Source organism: Pseudomonas sp. MM227, from assembly GCF_947090715.1.
GTDB classification, from domain to species: domain Bacteria; phylum Pseudomonadota; class Gammaproteobacteria; order Pseudomonadales; family Pseudomonadaceae; genus Aquipseudomonas; species Aquipseudomonas baltica.
This window is the reverse complement of sequence record NZ_OX352319.1, coordinates 954,021-968,914: the sequence shown is the minus strand read 5'-3', so window position 1 is coordinate 968,914 and position 14,894 is coordinate 954,021. Positions and strand designations below refer to the sequence as shown.

The following is a 14,894-nucleotide window of genomic DNA, read 5'->3' as shown; positions in this document are numbered from 1 at the left end:
TGCTCTAGAAATAGCCCTGACGTTTCTTGTCTTCCATGGAACCGGCGCCATCATGATCGATGACCCGGCCCTGGCGCTCGGACGTTCGCGTCAGGAGCATTTCCTGAATGATGTCGGTGAGGCTCTGCGCCTCGGACTCCACCGCGCCCGTCAATGGGTAGCAGCCAAGGGTACGGAAACGCACTTTCTTCTTGACGATGCTGGCCTTCTCTTCCTCGCTGAGGTGCTCGAGAATGCGCTCGTCGTCGATCATGATCAGCGTGCCGTTCTTCTCGATCACTTCGCGTTCGGCGGCGAAGTACAGCGGCACGATCGGGATGCCTTCCAGGTAGATGTACTGCCAGATGTCGAGCTCGGTCCAGTTCGACAAGGGGAATACGCGGATCGATTCGCCCTTGTTGACCTTGCCGTTGTAGACGTTCCACAACTCCGGACGCTGGTTCTTCGGGTCCCAGCGATGCTTGCTGTCACGGAACGAGTAGACCCGCTCCTTGGCCCGCGACTTCTCTTCGTCACGGCGCGCACCGCCGAAGGCGGCGTCGAAGCCATACTTGTCCAGCGCCTGCTTGAGGCCCTGGGTCTTCATGATGTCGGTGTGCTTGGAACTGCCGTGGGTGAAGGGGTTGATGCCCTGCGCCACGCCTTCGGGATTGACGTGTACCAGCAGGTCCAGGCCCAGCTCCTCGACCATGCGGTCGCGGAACTTGTACATCTCCTGGAACTTCCACTGGGTGTCGACGTGCATCACCGGGAACGGCAGCTTGCCGGGGAAGAAGGCCTTGCGCGCCAGATGCAGCATCACGGCCGAGTCCTTGCCGATGGAATACAACATCACCGGGTTATCGAACTCAGCGGCCACCTCACGAATGATGTGGATGCTTTCCGCCTCCAGCTGTTTCAGATGCGTCAGTTTGTCGACCATGGCTACTCACGGAATACAGTCTTTATGGACGGCCTGCGGGCCGTGTTCGAGCCGGGCACTTTAACACGGCGTCCGGTTTGGTCATCGGGGGTGGTTAGATCGAAGGGGTATATCAATATACCTCGTGGTTTGGAGGGTTTCGTGTTTGGCGGGCAGAGGCTTGCCAGCCAACCCGATCCCACCGGCCCAGCTCCCACAAGATCACTATGAGCACTGTGGGAGCGGGCTCTGCCCGCGAATCAGGCACCACCGTCCAACGATCAGACAGGGTTGGGGCAGTCGATGAACACATGCTCGAGCGCGAAGCGCCGCGCCAGGTACTCACCCAGCGCCTGCACACCGTAGCGTTCGGTGGCGTGATGGCCGGCGGCGATGAAGCTGATGTCGTTCTCGCGGGCACTGTGAACGGTCTGTTCGGAAGCCTCGCCGCTGATGAACAGGTCCACACCGGCCGCGATCGCCCGATCGATGTAACCCTGGCCGCCGCCGGTGCACCAGCCGACGCGGCGAATCTTTTCGCTGCCTTCGATCAGCAACGGTTCGCGGCCCAGCACTTCCTGCACGCGACGGGCGAAGTCGCGCGGATGCATGGGCTCGGGCAATGAACCGATCAGCCCCACGACCCGGCTGTCCGCCGGATCCAGCGGCCCTTCCACGGTGATTTCCAACTGCCGCGCCAGCTGCACGTTGTTGCCCACTTCGGCGTGCAGATCCAGCGGCAGGTGGTAGGCCAGCAAGCTGATATCGTGTTTGAGCAAGGTCTTCAGGCGCCGCTGTTTCATGCCGACCACGCAGGGGTTTTCGCCCTTCCAGAAATAACCATGGTGCACCAGCACCAGATCGGCCCTGGCATCCACCGCGGCATCGAGCAACGCCTGACTCGCCGTCACGCCACTGACGATACGCATGACCTGCGGGCGGCCTTCCACCTGCAAACCATTGGGGCAGTAATCCTGGATCTTCGTGCTGCCCAGATAACGGTCGGCTTCTTCGACCAACGTGTTCAGTGCCACAGCCATGAAAGTCTCCACAAAGGCAGTTCAGCGCGGCGCGAGCGCCCGTATAATGCCGGCCATTATGGCGCCCCTGCGCGCCGAAGAAACAGCCCCCCGCTACCCTTCAGGATCGTTCCCATGTTCAAGGCCTTGCGCTTCTTCGGTTGGCCACTGTTGACCGGCATATTGATCGCCCTGCTGGTGATCCTGCGCTTTCCGCAATGGGTCGGCCTGCCCAGCCAGGACGTCAACCTGCAGCAGGCGCCGCAAAGCGCCAGCGTCATCCAGGGTCCGGTGTCCTACGCCGACGCCGTAGCCATTGCAGCACCGGCCGTGGCCAACCTGTACACCACCAAGGCGGTCAACAAAGGTGCCCACCCGCTGTTCGAAGATCCACAGTTCCGGCGTTTCTTCGGCGACAACCTGCCCAAGCAGCGGCGCTGGGAGTCGAGTCTGGGCTCGGCGGTGATCATGAGCCCCGAAGGCTACCTGCTCACCAACAACCATGTGACAGCTGGCGCCGACCAGATCGTGGTGGCCCTGAAAGACGGCCGGGAGACCCTGGCTCGGGTAATCGGCAGCGATCCGGAGACCGACCTGGCGGTGCTCAAGATCGATCTGAAGAACGTTCCAGCAATCACCATTGGCCGCTCCGACGGCATCCGTATCGGCGACGTCGCGCTGGCCATCGGTAACCCGTTCGGCGTCGGCCAGACCGTGACCATGGGCATCATCAGTGCCACCGGCCGCAACCAGCTGGGCCTCAATACCTACGAAGACTTCATCCAGACCGATGCGGCGATCAACCCCGGCAACTCCGGCGGCGCGCTGGTGGATGCCAACGGCAACCTGACCGGTATCAACACGGCCATCTTCTCCAAGTCCGGCGGCTCGCAAGGCATCGGCTTCGCAATCCCGACCAAGCTGGCGCTGGAGGTGATGAAGTCGATCATCGAACATGGCCAGGTGATCCGCGGCTGGTTGGGCATCGAAGTACAACCGATGACCGAGGAGCTGGCGGAGTCGTTCGGCATCAAGGATCGGCCAGGCATCGTCGTCGCCGGAGTGTTTCAAGGCGGCCCGGCGCACAAGGCCGGCCTGCAGCTGGGCGATGTCATCCTCAGCATCAATGGCGAGCCGGCCGGCGATGGTCGCCGCTCGATGAACCAGGTCGCCCGCACCAAGCCCGGCGACCGGATCGCCATCCAGGTGATGCGCAAGGGCAAGGAACTCACCCTCAACGCCGAAGTGGGCCTGCGCCCCCCACCAGCGCCGGCGGCGGTGAAAAAGGAGGAGGAGAAGTAAGGTTGTGGGGTGAGGTAAAGAACCGTGTTTACTTGGCCCCTACCTCCAACCCTCTCTCTGAAAGACCGGGTTGAAGGACGAGACCCGTTCAATACGGATCTTCGCCTGCCGAAGGGAAAGTCGAACCAGCAGCGGCTTTCCTATTTGATACATGAAACAGACACTGCTTGGGGCAGCATGAGGTCTAGCAATGAAAGCTTATAAATCTCTACATTGGCAGACTGCAAAATTTGGCTGTTATATCTGAATACCAATAGCCACCGTCATACGTGATGCAAGCAACGAGAGTGCCCCTAAGGTCAATCTTGCAGTGCAAGCGCCGAGCTGTTACCGATGTGAATCACTCGCTTGGCATATTTGTGGCTCCCTCCCAGATTATTCATCTCCAGCTTCATGAGAAGCCCTGGACACATCTTCAAACTTTGGCTGAGCGTCATTTTATCACCTGCATCTTGGCCGCGGCTCGACGTATGGCAGTAATGAAATAAGTGATCAGGGCCAATGTTAGAATCGCTACGCCAGCGTTGGTACCGCTCCACCCTACACTTACGAGCAACATGCCAGGAAGAAACGCTCCAGCAGTCGCCATGATGGCGATAATCAGGTCATTGATACCTTGGACTTTGATAGCCTCTTTTTTGCCTTCAAGTCGAAGGGCGAGCATCGCGCCTCCTGCTACATAGGTAAAATTCCAACCCACACCTAAAACAACCAATGCGATCAATATGGAAGCTTGTGACAGGTAAAATAAATTAATCATAGCTGATGTTGACAGTAGCACTAGCCCTAGCAAAACCAACCGATTGACACCCATTCGGGCAATCAGATATCCAGTGATGAATGAAGGCGCAAACATAGCAAACACGTGCCACTGAATAGCTACACCGATGAGCTGAAAATGCGTGTGCATAGCCGCCATCTGTAAAGAGGCTTGAATCATGAACAGGTTCATGAACCCATACCCCACTGCCGCAACAGTGATAGGCAGCGCCAGATCCCAGTTAGAACTATTTCGAAGCGGCACGGGTATTGCGCTATTGGCTGAATCTGTCATTTCAGCTATTGGCGTCACCTGATTGACGGCGGCGGATATGACCGCCAGTAGCACAAAAAAACCGTAGCACAGGGCAAAGTCGCTGAAGTCACCCACCGAACGAAGCAATGTCGCCACCCATGGACCAATGAAGGCTGCAACAACCCCCCCGGCAACGACCAAGGAAATAGCCTTGGCCTTCAGTGCGGCACTGAGCCCGTCGGTTGCGGCAAATCGATTGAAGTTTGCGAAAGCAATGTAGCCCCTAATGCTGCATGAGAAACCACGACCCCATAAAAGCTACCCGTCTGCAGGGCATAAAAGCCAGTGATACCGGACACCGCCAGTGCCAAACTGCCTAAATGAAAACCGGCCCGCCGGCCATAGACGCTCATGAATTTTGATGCTGGATAGGTTGCTAACATCAAAGACAGGAACTGCATGCCGTAGGGTAAAGTTGACCACTCCGGCGATGGAGCAAGTTGAGCGCCTATCACGGCAGCCATCGTCACCGACATGACTGCGGCCGTTAGATTGACAGACTGGGCTATGAAATAAAGATATGTCTTTAGAGGAAGCCTATCAAAGATCATAAATTTTCCTTTTTATAATTTTACATATAGCTTTTCTGATTGTATCGCCGCCAACTCACGAGCGAGCACTGGGCCTTATCGACTTTACGACATTCTCGGTACCATTGAGGGTTGCACGATGTTGAGCTGGGACATCCTCAGAGATAAGGCAATGTGCTCCAATCATCGTATCATTCCCAACCGAACCTAAGACAGCTCATAAACTTAATTGGCCAATCGATAGTGCAACACTGCCGCATAAGAGGTGTAATTTTTCGCTACAAACTCAAGATCACGCTGAGAACCTGGATCTTTCGACGCGAACGCTTTTAAATTCTCATAGACTTCTTGTGTAACAGAATAAAAATCTTGCCTCCTGAATATCTCCACAGCATCTTCCTTAGCGATGCATTCAAGCACAGCCGCCTTCAAAAGTTGCTCTACCGTGCATCGAGCAAACTTACACTGCTCAGCGGTGAATGTGAGACCCAGCGATTCTTGATGTTGTATATCCATTGGATGTGCTCCGCAAAGCGCTCAAGAAGTTGTGCAGCTTGCACAACACAGGCTCAAAGAGGAATTTTGAATTGTTTCCTGATGCGAACGTGCAGGTACCTTACCTGTGCATCACGGCTAGGGACAAGGAAGAGACATTCCGGTTTTGGGATTGGATGGAAATAGGTGTCAAATTAAAGCGGACCGCTGAGACCCGCGTTGCCGCCCCTATGTCCACTCCTTTTTTGAGGAGGTATAGGGGCAACGACAGCTAGCGCCGACCAGATCTTGGTGATCCCGATCCAGATGATGCGCAAGGCATGGAACTCACCCTCAATGCCGAAGTGGGCCTGCGCCTCCCGCCGAGGCCGGCGGCGGTGAAGAAGGAGGAGAAGTAGGGATGTAGTGAAAAACGGATGGCGGTTGGCTATCGCATGCAAGCTCGGTCACGTCATTTCTATCAGATGTAACACACCTATACACGCTCGAAGTTTTTATTCGCGCAGAAGTATCGACCGTCATACTCATGATTATTACGCTCACCTGATAATTATCTTGGCCGCCCGGCGTTTAGCGAAAAGCCCACTGCGGTCTGAAAATACAAGATCACTCCTGTTTTGCTTGTAAAAAGATAGTTACCCAGGAACATGCAATCGTAGCTAGCCTGTTTTCTTGCCACACACACGGAGAAAATGGATCATGACTAACATAACGCCTACGACCACACCTCTGGCGCTGCCAGGAAATCTGTTACAGAACGCAGAGTTCGAACAAGGTTTCACCCACTGGATCACGGACGACAAAGGGGACCCCGCCAACTGCACCTCTTCACCGCCTGGCGCGATTCTGGTCAATCAGGCCAGCATCAGGCAGGGAGTGACCATAGAAGCGAGAGCCAAACAGTACACGTTCAGAATGATTGCCTTGGCGTTAAATAGCTCATCAAAGGCTACCCAAGCAGTGGCTGAAGTCGGCCGTGTCGTCATCAAGGAAAACGATATAGAGGTGGCAAGCTTCTACCTGAGGACAGGCGCGTTCGTATACGAGCTCGAACATGTAACCCAACCGGCGACGACTCATCTGGAAGTCGTAATCAGCTCTGAAGCAAGCACCCCTGTACAGTTCTGGAGTCCCAGCCTCGTCGATGACTTTCCCAATCCCGACGAACTCATCAAGGATAGCCACTTCGAGCGTCCGAATACGGACTGGAGAGGAGGGGGCGAGTGGCAGCACGGCGGCGTGCAACTGGCCAACGGCCAACGCGTCAGCCAGTTGGTCACTCGCATCGAACCTGGCAGTCATTACGTGATTACCTATACGGTGATGCCCTTCATCAATCCTATAGGCGAGGAGGAAAACTTCGCCTTCGGCGCGATATCGGGCAGTGGTGGGGTCCCCAACACAGATATCACGTCCAGTGAGTCGATAGCGCCAATACCCTTCACGGCTACTCAGAACACCTTGTCAATCACACTTACGGGGCCTCGTATCCGTTTCGGGTCATTCTCCTTGAAAAAACGCTAGGCGATGAACACACTGCCGGCAGCACTCAGGTCTTGTGCGAAGCATTAGCCGGCTGACAACTTATCCTGCTGTCCCGCGCCCTATACCGGCAGTCTAACCGACCAGGGAAGTCTGCCGGTCAAGCGGCTTGTTCAGCCCAGCCGCTTTTATCTTCTTGCTCACAGGGCATCCAGCAACGCCTGGTTCTGTTCCGAAGTACCGATGCTGATGCGCAGGAATTGCGCGATGCGTTCCTGCTTGAAATGGCGCACGATCACGCCCTTTTCGCGCAAGCGGGCGGCAATGGCTGCAGCGTCCTGTTCGGGGTGGCGGGCGAAGATGAAGTTGGCTGCCGAGGGCAGTACCTCGAATCCATGTTCATTCAGCCCTTGCACCAGTTTTTCGCGACTGGCGATCACCTTGGCGCAGGTGTCTTCGAAGTAGGCCTTGTCGGCAAACGCTGCGGCGGCGCCGGCGACCGCCACTCGGTCGATCGGATAGGAGTTGAAGCTGTTCTTGATGCGCTCCAACGCTTCGATCAGGTCCGGATGGCCTACCGCGAGCCCTACCCGCAGGCCGGCCAGCGAACGGGATTTGGAGACAGTCTGGGTGACGAGCAGGTTCGGATAGCGATCGACCAGGGTGATCGCGGTTTCACCGCCGAAATCGACGTAGGCTTCATCCACCACCACCACCGAGTCCGGGCTGGCCTGAACAATCTGCTCGACCGCTTCGAGCGGCAACAGGCAGCCAGTGGGTGCGTTCGGGTTGGGGAAGATGATCCCGGCGTTGGGCCTGGCGTAGTCTTGTGGCCGGATCTGGAATTGCTCGTCCAGCGGCACGGCCTCGAAGGCAATACCGTACAAGCCGCAATAGACCGGATAGAAGCTGTAGCTGATGTCCGGGAACAACAGCGGCTGGTCATGCTGGAACAGGCCGTGGAAGATATGCGCCAGCACTTCGTCCGAGCCGTTGCCCAGGAACACCTGGTTGGTTTGCACCCCGTAATAGTCTGCCACGGCTTGCTTGAGCAGGTCGCTGTTGGGATCCGGGTACAAACGCAGGGCGTCACCCAGCTCGGCGCGCATGGCCTCGATCGCCTTGGGCGATGGGCCGTAGGGGTTCTCGTTGGTGTTGAGCTTGACCAGGTTGGCAACCTTGGGCTGCTCGCCGGGCACATAGGGCACCAGGTTCTTGACGAAGGGACTCCAGAATCTGCTCATGCTCATTCCCCTTTTGCCAGATCGGGTTGGATACGGTATTCGGCGCTGCGGGCGTGTGCGCTCAGGGACTCGCCGCGAGCCAGCACGGAAGCGGTCTTGCCCAGCTCGGAAGCGCCCTGCTCCGAGCAGAAGATGATCGACGAACGCTTCTGGAAATCGTAGACACCCAAGGGCGACGAAAAGCGCGCGGTGCCTGAAGTCGGCAGCACGTGGTTGGGGCCGGCGCAGTAGTCGCCCAGCGCTTCGCTGGTGTGACGCCCCATGAAGATGGCACCCGCATGGCGGATCTGCGGCAGCCAGGCCTGCGGGTCTTCGACCGACAACTCCAGGTGTTCCGGGGCAATTCGGTTGGCCACCTCGATGGCCTGCTGCATGTCGCGGACCTTGATCAGCGCACCCCGGCCATTGATCGAGGTATTGATGATCTCGGCGCGTTCCATGGTCGGTAGCAACTTGTCGATACTGGCCGCGACCTTGTCAAGGAACTCGGCATCGGGGCTGACCAGAATGGCCTGGGCGTCTTCGTCATGTTCGGCCTGGGAGAACAAGTCCATGGCGATCCAGTCCGGATCGGTGCCACCGTCGCAGACCACCAGAATTTCCGAGGGGCCAGCGATCATGTCGATACCGACCTGGCCGAACACATGGCGCTTGGCAGTCGCCACGTAGATATTGCCGGGGCCCACGACCTTGTCCACGCGCGGCACGCTTTCGGTGCCATAGGCCAGGGCCGCAACGGCCTGGGCGCCGCCGATAGTGAACACTCGGTCGACGCCGGCAATGCAGGCCGCTGCCAACACCAGCTCGTTGACCTCGCCTCGGGGCGTGGGCACGACCATGACCACCTCGGTAACGCCCGCCACTTTTGCCGGAATGGCGTTCATCAATACCGATGACGGGTAGGAGGCCTTGCCGCCGGGCACGTACAGCCCGGCGCGGTCCAGTGGTGTGACCTTCTGGCCGAGCACCGTGCCGTCGGCTTCGGTGTAGCTCCAGGAATCCTGCTTCTGCTTCTCATGGTAGAGACGCACCCGCTCGGCGGCGGTTTCCAGAGCGTTGCGCTGCACATCGGTAATGCGTGTCAGGGCCAGCTCGAGACGCTCGCGCGGCAGGATCAGGTCGGCCATCGAGGCGACCTGCAGGCCATCGAAGCGCTCGGTGAATTCGACCAGCGCGGCGTCTCCCCGCTCGCGCACGGCCTTGATGATGTCCAGCACGCGCTGATTGACCGAATCATCTGACACACTTTCCCAGCTCAACAGATGGTCCAGATGGCGGGCGAAGTCCGGATCAGTGGCATCGAGTCGGCGAATAGCAGTGGAAACGGTCATGGCGGGCCTCAAATAATGGCAATTGCTCAAGCGCCGATAGATTACCAATCGATCCACATGGGCACTTGAGTTATTTGGCTATGATGCGGATAGACGGGCGCAGGTTGCAGACCTGCGCAGGTGCATCAGTCGCGGTGTCGCGACTCCACTGCCTTGCGCAGGGTGTCGATCAACGCCTGGATGCGGGCGTGCTGCATCTTCATGGAGGCTTTGTTCACCACCAGCCGGGAGCTGATGTGGGCGATCAGTTCCTGGGGCTCCAGGCCGTTGGCACGCAGGGTATTGCCGGTGTCGACCACGTCGATGATCTTGTCGGCCAGGCCCACCAGTGGCGCCAGTTCCATGGAACCGTAGAGCTTGATGATATCGACCTGGCGGCCCTGCTCGGCGTAGTAGCGCTTGGCAACGTTGACGAACTTGGTGGCCACACGCAGCCGACCGGCTGGCTCGGCCGCGCCGATGGCGCCGGCCGTCATGAGCTTGCACTGGGCGATCTGCAGATCGAGGGGCTCGTACAGGCCCTGGCCGCTGTATTCGAGCAGGACGTCCTTGCCGGCGACACCCAGGTCGGCGGCACCATGCTCGACGTAGGTCGGCACGTCGGTGGCGCGCACGATCAGCAGGCGTACATCGTCCTGGGTCGTGGGAATGATCAGCTTGCGGCTCTTGTCCGGGTTCTCGGTGGGCACGATGCCCGCCTCGGCCAGGAGCGGCAATGTATCGTCAAGAATGCGGCCTTTGGACAGCGCAATGGTCAACATGGGAAACGTCAGTCCTTACAGGAAAGTTTCTGGCAACGACCGGGCGCATCCCTGCGCCCTGCACGCACATCAGCCCGGTACGCGACGGATCTTGGCGCCCAGCATCTGCAGTTTTTCTTCGATGCACTCGTAGCCACGGTCGATGTGGTAGATGCGGTCGATCAAGGTGTCGCCTTCGGCGGTAAGCGCCGAAATCACCAGGCTCGCCGACGCCCGCAGGTCGGTCGCCATGACCGGTGCGCCCTTGAGCTTCTCGGTGCCGGTGACGATGGCCGTGTTGCCCTCGACCTGAATCTGCGCGCCCATGCGATGCATCTCGTAGACGTGCATGAAACGGTTTTCGAAGATCGTCTCGATGACCGCGCCAGTGCCTTCGGCAATGGCATTGAGCGAAATGAACTGCGCCTGCATGTCGGTGGGGAACGCCGGGTACGGCGCGGTCCGCACGTTGACCGCCTTGGGCCGCTTGCCATGCATGTTCAGTTCGATCCAGTCGGCGCCGGTGGTGATCTCGGCGCCCGCCTCGCGAAGCTTTTCCAGCACGGCTTCGAGAATGGTCGGATCGGTGTCCTTGACCTTGACCCGGCCGCCTGTGCAGGCGGCGGCCACCAGGTAGGTACCGGTCTCGATGCGATCGGGCATGACCTTGTAGGTCGCCGAGTGCAGGCGCTTCACACCATCGATGGTGATGGTGTCGGTGCCGGCGCCTTGGACGTTGCCGCCCATGGCATTGATGAAGTTGGCCAGATCGACCACTTCCGGCTCGCGCGCGGCGTTCTGCAGGACGCTGCGGCCATTGGCCAAGGCTGCGGCCATCATGATGTTCTCGGTACCGGTCACACTGACCGTGTCGAAGAAGAAGTTGGCGCCGCGCAGGCCACCTTCCGGCGCCTTGGCCTTGATGTAGCCGGCTTCCACGTCGATGACCGCACCCATGGCTTCGAGGCCGCGGATGTGCAGGTCGACCGGACGCGAGCCGATCGCGCAACCACCGGGCAGCGCCACTTCCGCTTCGCCGAAGCGAGCGACCATCGGGCCCAGCACCAGGATCGAGGCGCGCATGGTCTTGACCAGCTCGTACGGTGCAACCAGTGTCTTGATGGTGCGCGGATCGATCTCCACCGCCAGCTTCTCGTCGATCACCGGCTCGATGCCCATGCGACCGAACAGCTCGATCATGGTGGTGATGTCGTGCAGGTGCGGCAGGTTGGCAACCGTTACCGGCCCATCGGCCAGCAGGGTGGCAGCCAGAATCGGCAGAGCGGAGTTCTTCGCTCCGGAAATGCGAATTTCGCCATCAAGGCGAACGCCGCCAGTAATAATCAGTTTGTCCATTGGAGTCTCGACGCGGAATGGCTCAGGAACGCTCAGCCCAGGCTGCGCTGCTGAAGAATTTCATGGTGATCGCATGGATGCTGCCATCGGCGATCCATGGGTTCAAATGAGCATAGATCTGTTGCTGGCGCTTGACCGGGCTAAGCGCGGTCAGCTCGTCACTGATCACGTTCAGCTGGAAATTGCAGCCTTCGCCCTCGACTTCCACCTGCACTCCCGGCAGCTTGGATTCAAGGAAACCCTTCACTTCTACAGCCTGCATGCTCAACCTCGATCGGCGCCCTGTGCGCGCGGGTCGGCCATCATACAAAAAAGCCCCCCGACTGCGAACCCCGTATCGACGGGATCAGGCCAGAGGACCTCGATGAGGGCCGCTCAAATCTGTGAAAAGAATTCGCTCATGCCGGTGACCTGAGCGATCTGACGCATATCGTGGGGCAGTGCCTGGACCCGCACGGTCTTGCCGGCCGCCTCGGCATCGCGCATGAAGCCCAGCAGCAGGGACAAGCCGACGCTGCTGGATTTCTCGACCGCAGTGCAGTCGATGACGAGCGCCGTGGCCGGGCTGGACTGGATCAATGCCTGCCCCTGCTTGCGCAGGGCAGCGCCGGAGCGGTAGTCCAGCACCCCGGCCAGACTGAGCTGATCGCCGGCCAGTTCGACGCGAGCCTGATCCATCACTGAGCGCTCGTCGGGGCAGCTTTGTCGGTGACTTCCTTGGCCTTGGCAACTTCGCCCGCCCAACCGTCGATGGTCTTGTCCAGGTCGTTGCCGTTGCGCTGCATGCTGTCGGCGAACTGGTCGCGGAACAGCTTGCCGATGTTGATGCCATTGATGATGACGTTACGCACCTTCCACTCGTTGTTCAGGTTTTCCAGGGTGTAGGAAACCGGATACACCGCTCCGCCAGTGCCCTTGACCTGCATATCGACGCTGGTACGGGTGCCACTTTCATCCTTGGCCGGGCCAACGGTGATGCCCTGGTTGTTGTATTCGAGCAACGCGTTGCCATAGAACTGCATCAGGCTGCGCTTGAAATTTTCCTGGAAACGCGTTTTCTGCGCCGGTGTTGCCCGGTTCGCGTACTTCACGGTCATGATGCTGCGCGATATGCCTTCGGCATCGACGACTGGACCGACGATGGAATTCAACGCGTCGTAGAAAGCCTGAGGGTTGCTGCGGTAGGTTTCACGGTTCTTTTCCAGATCCGACAGCAGCCGGTCGGTGACGCCCTGTACCACCTGATGTGCGGATACCGCAGGGGCTGCGTTGGCCCACATCGGTAGCAGAGCCACCAGAACCAGCAGGCTGCGTCGCATGATCGAAAACATGGATAACTCCTTATTTGGCATCTTTGCTGACTGTGTTGAGCAGGAACTTGCCGATCAGGTCTTCGAGCACCAGGGACGACTGGGTGTCGTGGATGGTACCGCCGTCGGTGAGCAAGGCTTCCTCGCCACCCACGCTGATACCAATGTACTTCTCGCCCAGCAGGCCCGCGGTCAGGATGGAAGCAGTGGAGTCAGTGGGCAGATTGTCCACTTTCTTGTCCAGCTGCAGGGTCACCCGGCCGGTGAAGGTGTCGCGATCCAGATCGATGGCCGTGACCTTGCCGATGGTCACACCGGCCATGGTCACCTTGGCTCTGACAGTCAAACCGGCGATATTGTCGAAATAGGCATAAAGTTTGTAGCTCTCGGTGTTCGCGCTGGTGGACAGACCACTGACACGCAAGGCCAACAGCAGCAAAGCCAGGATGCCGGCCAGAAGAAACAGGCCGACTCCGACTTCCATTGATCGGTTTTGCATCAGAAATCTCCAAACATCAGGGCGGTCAGAATAAAGTCCAGGCCCAGGACGGCCAGCGACGCGTAGACCACGGTCTTGGTGGTAGCGCGGCTGATGCCCTCGGACGTGGGTTCACAGTCATAACCCTGGAACACGGCGATCCAGGTGACGACGAAAGCGAATACCAGGCTCTTGATCACACCGTTGAGCACGTCATCGGTGAAGCTCACGCTGTTCTGCATGTTGGCCCAGAACGATCCTTCATAGACGCCCAGCCAATCGACGGCGACCCAGGATCCACCCCAGATACCGACGACGCTGAAAATCATCGCCAGCAACGGCAGGGAAATGAAACCGGCCCACAGCCTTGGCGCAACGATGTACTTGAGCGGGTCGACGCCGATCATCTCCAGGCTCGACAACTGCTCGGTCGACTTCATGTTGCCGATCTCGGCCGTCAATGCAGAACCTGCACGACCGGCGAACAATAGAGCGGTGACCACAGGTCCGAGTTCACGCAGCAATGTCAGCGCGACCATTTGCCCGACCGCCTGCTCCGACCCGTACTTGGCCAGAATGCTGAAGCCCTGCAGCGCCAGCACCATGCCGATGAACACGCCGGACACGACGATGATCAGCAGGGACATGACGCCCACTGAATACAATTGCTTGATCAGCAGCTGGAAGCCGCCGCCGATGCCGCCGCGGCCCACCAGAGCGTGGCCGAGGAACAGCCCGGAACGCCCCAGGATGCCGACCATGTCGATGGCCGAGCGGCCAAACAGGCGCACGCGCTCCATGATTGATTTCTTGCGCATCAACGCTTCCCCAGCAGATCGGCGCGGTAGTCGGGCGCGGAAAAATGAAAAGGCACGGGGCCGTCGGGATCGCCCTTCATGAATTGGCGGACGCGCGGATTGTCCGACCCCATCAAGGCTTCTGGCGTGCCATGACCAAGCACCTGGCCATCACCTACGACATAGATGTAGTCGGCGATGCTCGCGGTTTCCGCCAGGTCGTGGGACACCACGATGCTGGTGATACCCAGGGCGTCGTTGAGCAGGCGGATCAGCCGCACCAGTACGCCCATGGCGATCGGGTCCTGACCGACGAACGGCTCGTCGTACATCAATATCTGCGGGTCCATGGCGATGGCGCGGGCCAGCGCGACCCGGCGCTTCATGCCGCCGGACAGTTCGTCCGGCATCAGTTCGATGGCACCGCGCAGGCCAACGGCCTGCAACTTCATCAGAACGATGTCGCGGATCATGTCTTCGGGCAGGTCGGTGTGCACGCGCAGCGGGAAGGCCACGTTTTCGAACACGTCCAGGTCGGTGAACAGCGCGCCGCTCTGGAACAGCACGCCCATGTGCTTGCGCGCATCGAACAGATCGCTGCGCGAGAGTTTGGGCAGGTTCTGGCCATTGACCCACACTTCGCCGCCGCTGGGCCGCAGTTGCGCGCCCATCAAACGCAGGAGCGTGGTCTTGCCGCTACCTGAAGGCCCCATGATACCGGTGACCTTGCCGCGAGGAATGCGGATATCGACGTCGTTGAAAATGCTCCGCGCACCGCGCTTGAAGGAAACCCCTTTCAGCTCGACCGCGTAGGCGCTATCGGCACTCATTTAA

Annotated in this window: 17 protein-coding genes; 2 read left to right on the top strand and 15 right to left on the bottom strand. The window is 59.0% G+C overall.

Translation table 11 applies throughout. The features are described from left to right. Positions 1–4: 4 nt before the first annotated feature. Together cysD and ONG87_RS04335 are read right to left on the bottom strand one after the other, a co-directional pair. Positions 5–922 carry a sulfate adenylyltransferase subunit CysD gene (cysD, locus tag ONG87_RS04340; protein ID WP_122479489.1) on the bottom strand — a complete coding sequence of 306 codons (918 nt, stop codon included), beginning with the start codon at positions 920–922 and terminating at the stop codon, positions 5–7. A gap of 260 nt (positions 923–1,182) precedes the next feature. Further along, positions 1,183–1,941 carry a Nif3-like dinuclear metal center hexameric protein gene (locus ONG87_RS04335; protein WP_264382272.1) on the bottom strand — a complete coding sequence of 253 codons (759 nt, stop codon included), beginning with the start codon at positions 1,939–1,941 and terminating at the stop codon, positions 1,183–1,185. 114 nt (positions 1,942–2,055) lie between these two features. Here ONG87_RS04335 and algW point away from each other — a divergent pair, with 114 nt between their 5' ends. Then, positions 2,056–3,222, top strand: a complete 1,167-nt coding sequence (algW, locus tag ONG87_RS04330) for a Do family serine endopeptidase AlgW (protein ID WP_264382271.1) — start codon at positions 2,056–2,058, stop codon at positions 3,220–3,222. Positions 3,223–3,655: 433 nt separating this feature from the next. Here the strand turns inward: algW and ONG87_RS04325 are convergent, their stop codons facing one another. The 3 genes from ONG87_RS04325 to ONG87_RS04315 all read right to left on the bottom strand — a co-directional run bounded on the left by ONG87_RS04325 (position 3,656) and on the right by ONG87_RS04315 (position 5,343). Next, positions 3,656–4,438, bottom strand: coding sequence for a hypothetical protein (locus tag ONG87_RS04325; protein ID WP_264382270.1), 783 nt, complete (start codon positions 4,436–4,438; stop codon positions 3,656–3,658). 17 nt (positions 4,439–4,455) lie between these two features. Beyond that, positions 4,456–4,848 (bottom strand): hypothetical protein, encoded by a 393-nt coding sequence (locus ONG87_RS04320; protein ID WP_264382269.1) that lies wholly within the window; start codon positions 4,846–4,848, stop codon positions 4,456–4,458. Between the two features lie 204 nt (positions 4,849–5,052). After that, complete coding sequence (locus ONG87_RS04315) at positions 5,053–5,343, bottom strand: hypothetical protein (RefSeq protein ID WP_264382268.1); 291 nt, start codon at positions 5,341–5,343, stop codon at positions 5,053–5,055. Positions 5,344–6,021: 678 nt separating this feature from the next. On the opposite strand from ONG87_RS04315, the gene ONG87_RS04310 reads away from it, so the two are divergent. Further along, a complete protein-coding gene (locus ONG87_RS04310; protein ID WP_192057676.1) occupies positions 6,022–6,846 on the top strand; it encodes a hypothetical protein in 825 nt (274 codons plus the stop codon). A 158-nt stretch (positions 6,847–7,004) separates the two neighbouring features. On the opposite strand, the gene hisC is transcribed toward ONG87_RS04310, so the two are convergent. The 10 genes from hisC to ONG87_RS04260 all read right to left on the bottom strand — a co-directional run bounded on the left by hisC (position 7,005) and on the right by ONG87_RS04260 (position 14,890). Beyond that, the gene (hisC, locus tag ONG87_RS04305; RefSeq protein WP_264382267.1) at positions 7,005–8,048 is read right to left on the bottom strand and encodes a histidinol-phosphate transaminase; all 1,044 of its coding nucleotides are present in this window, start codon (positions 8,046–8,048) and stop codon (positions 7,005–7,007) included. Positions 8,049–8,050: 2 nt separating this feature from the next. Next, complete coding sequence (gene hisD / locus ONG87_RS04300) at positions 8,051–9,379, bottom strand: histidinol dehydrogenase (RefSeq protein ID WP_122479494.1); 1,329 nt, start codon at positions 9,377–9,379, stop codon at positions 8,051–8,053. A 125-nt stretch (positions 9,380–9,504) separates the two neighbouring features. Next, complete coding sequence (gene hisG, locus ONG87_RS04295) at positions 9,505–10,140, bottom strand: ATP phosphoribosyltransferase (RefSeq protein WP_122479495.1); 636 nt, start codon at positions 10,138–10,140, stop codon at positions 9,505–9,507. Positions 10,141–10,209: 69 nt separating this feature from the next. Next, the gene (gene murA, locus ONG87_RS04290; RefSeq protein WP_122479496.1) at positions 10,210–11,475 is read right to left on the bottom strand and encodes a UDP-N-acetylglucosamine 1-carboxyvinyltransferase; all 1,266 of its coding nucleotides are present in this window, start codon (positions 11,473–11,475) and stop codon (positions 10,210–10,212) included. A 22-nt stretch (positions 11,476–11,497) separates the two neighbouring features. After that, positions 11,498–11,737 carry a BolA family protein gene (locus tag ONG87_RS04285; protein ID WP_043186744.1) on the bottom strand — a complete coding sequence of 80 codons (240 nt, stop codon included), beginning with the start codon at positions 11,735–11,737 and terminating at the stop codon, positions 11,498–11,500. Positions 11,738–11,850: 113 nt separating this feature from the next. After that, positions 11,851–12,153, bottom strand: coding sequence for a lipid asymmetry maintenance protein MlaB (locus ONG87_RS04280; RefSeq protein WP_122713625.1), 303 nt, complete (start codon positions 12,151–12,153; stop codon positions 11,851–11,853). After that, entirely contained in the window at positions 12,153–12,806 is a 654-nt protein-coding gene (locus ONG87_RS04275) for a phospholipid-binding protein MlaC (RefSeq protein WP_122479497.1), read from the bottom strand. Before ONG87_RS04275 ends, ONG87_RS04280 begins: the two co-directional genes overlap by 1 nt. Positions 12,807–12,816: 10 nt before the next feature. Then, on the bottom strand, positions 12,817–13,284 hold the full coding sequence (mlaD, locus tag ONG87_RS04270; protein WP_043186734.1) for an outer membrane lipid asymmetry maintenance protein MlaD: 468 nt from the start codon (positions 13,282–13,284) through the stop codon (positions 12,817–12,819). Continuing rightward, the gene (mlaE, locus tag ONG87_RS04265; RefSeq protein ID WP_043186730.1) at positions 13,284–14,081 is read right to left on the bottom strand and encodes a lipid asymmetry maintenance ABC transporter permease subunit MlaE; all 798 of its coding nucleotides are present in this window, start codon (positions 14,079–14,081) and stop codon (positions 13,284–13,286) included. The genes mlaD and mlaE overlap by 1 nt, the downstream gene beginning before the upstream one ends. Beyond that, a complete protein-coding gene (locus tag ONG87_RS04260; protein ID WP_122479498.1) occupies positions 14,081–14,890 on the bottom strand; it encodes an ATP-binding cassette domain-containing protein in 810 nt (269 codons plus the stop codon). The genes mlaE and ONG87_RS04260 overlap by 1 nt, the downstream gene beginning before the upstream one ends. Positions 14,891–14,894: the final 4 nt, after the last annotated feature.

Excerpts from the sequence above, each read along its gene's own strand:
- hisG (WP_122479495.1), bottom strand. The coding sequence starts at position 10,140 with ATGTTGACCATTGCGCTGTCCAAAGGCCGCATTCTTGACGATACATTG.
- ONG87_RS04280 (WP_122713625.1), bottom strand. The coding sequence starts at position 12,153 with ATGGATCAGGCTCGCGTCGAACTGGCCGGCGATCAGCTCAGTCTGGCC.
- ONG87_RS04310 (WP_192057676.1), top strand. The coding sequence starts at position 6,022 with ATGACTAACATAACGCCTACGACCACACCTCTGGCGCTGCCAGGAAAT.
- hisC (WP_264382267.1), bottom strand. The coding sequence starts at position 8,048 with ATGAGCAGATTCTGGAGTCCCTTCGTCAAGAACCTGGTGCCCTATGTG.
- mlaE (WP_043186730.1), bottom strand. The coding sequence starts at position 14,081 with ATGCGCAAGAAATCAATCATGGAGCGCGTGCGCCTGTTTGGCCGCTCG.
- hisD (WP_122479494.1), bottom strand. The coding sequence starts at position 9,379 with ATGACCGTTTCCACTGCTATTCGCCGACTCGATGCCACTGATCCGGAC.
- mlaD (WP_043186734.1), bottom strand. The coding sequence starts at position 13,284 with ATGCAAAACCGATCAATGGAAGTCGGAGTCGGCCTGTTTCTTCTGGCC.
- ONG87_RS04320 (WP_264382269.1), bottom strand. The coding sequence starts at position 4,848 with ATGATCTTTGATAGGCTTCCTCTAAAGACATATCTTTATTTCATAGCC.
- ONG87_RS04285 (WP_043186744.1), bottom strand. The coding sequence starts at position 11,737 with ATGCAGGCTGTAGAAGTGAAGGGTTTCCTTGAATCCAAGCTGCCGGGA.
- ONG87_RS04315 (WP_264382268.1), bottom strand. The coding sequence starts at position 5,343 with ATGGATATACAACATCAAGAATCGCTGGGTCTCACATTCACCGCTGAG.
- ONG87_RS04275 (WP_122479497.1), bottom strand. The coding sequence starts at position 12,806 with ATGTTTTCGATCATGCGACGCAGCCTGCTGGTTCTGGTGGCTCTGCTA.
- ONG87_RS04260 (WP_122479498.1), bottom strand. The coding sequence starts at position 14,890 with ATGAGTGCCGATAGCGCCTACGCGGTCGAGCTGAAAGGGGTTTCCTTC.
- murA (WP_122479496.1), bottom strand. The coding sequence starts at position 11,475 with ATGGACAAACTGATTATTACTGGCGGCGTTCGCCTTGATGGCGAAATT.
- algW (WP_264382271.1), top strand. The coding sequence starts at position 2,056 with ATGTTCAAGGCCTTGCGCTTCTTCGGTTGGCCACTGTTGACCGGCATA.
- ONG87_RS04335 (WP_264382272.1), bottom strand. The coding sequence starts at position 1,941 with ATGGCTGTGGCACTGAACACGTTGGTCGAAGAAGCCGACCGTTATCTG.
- cysD (WP_122479489.1), bottom strand. The coding sequence starts at position 922 with ATGGTCGACAAACTGACGCATCTGAAACAGCTGGAGGCGGAAAGCATC.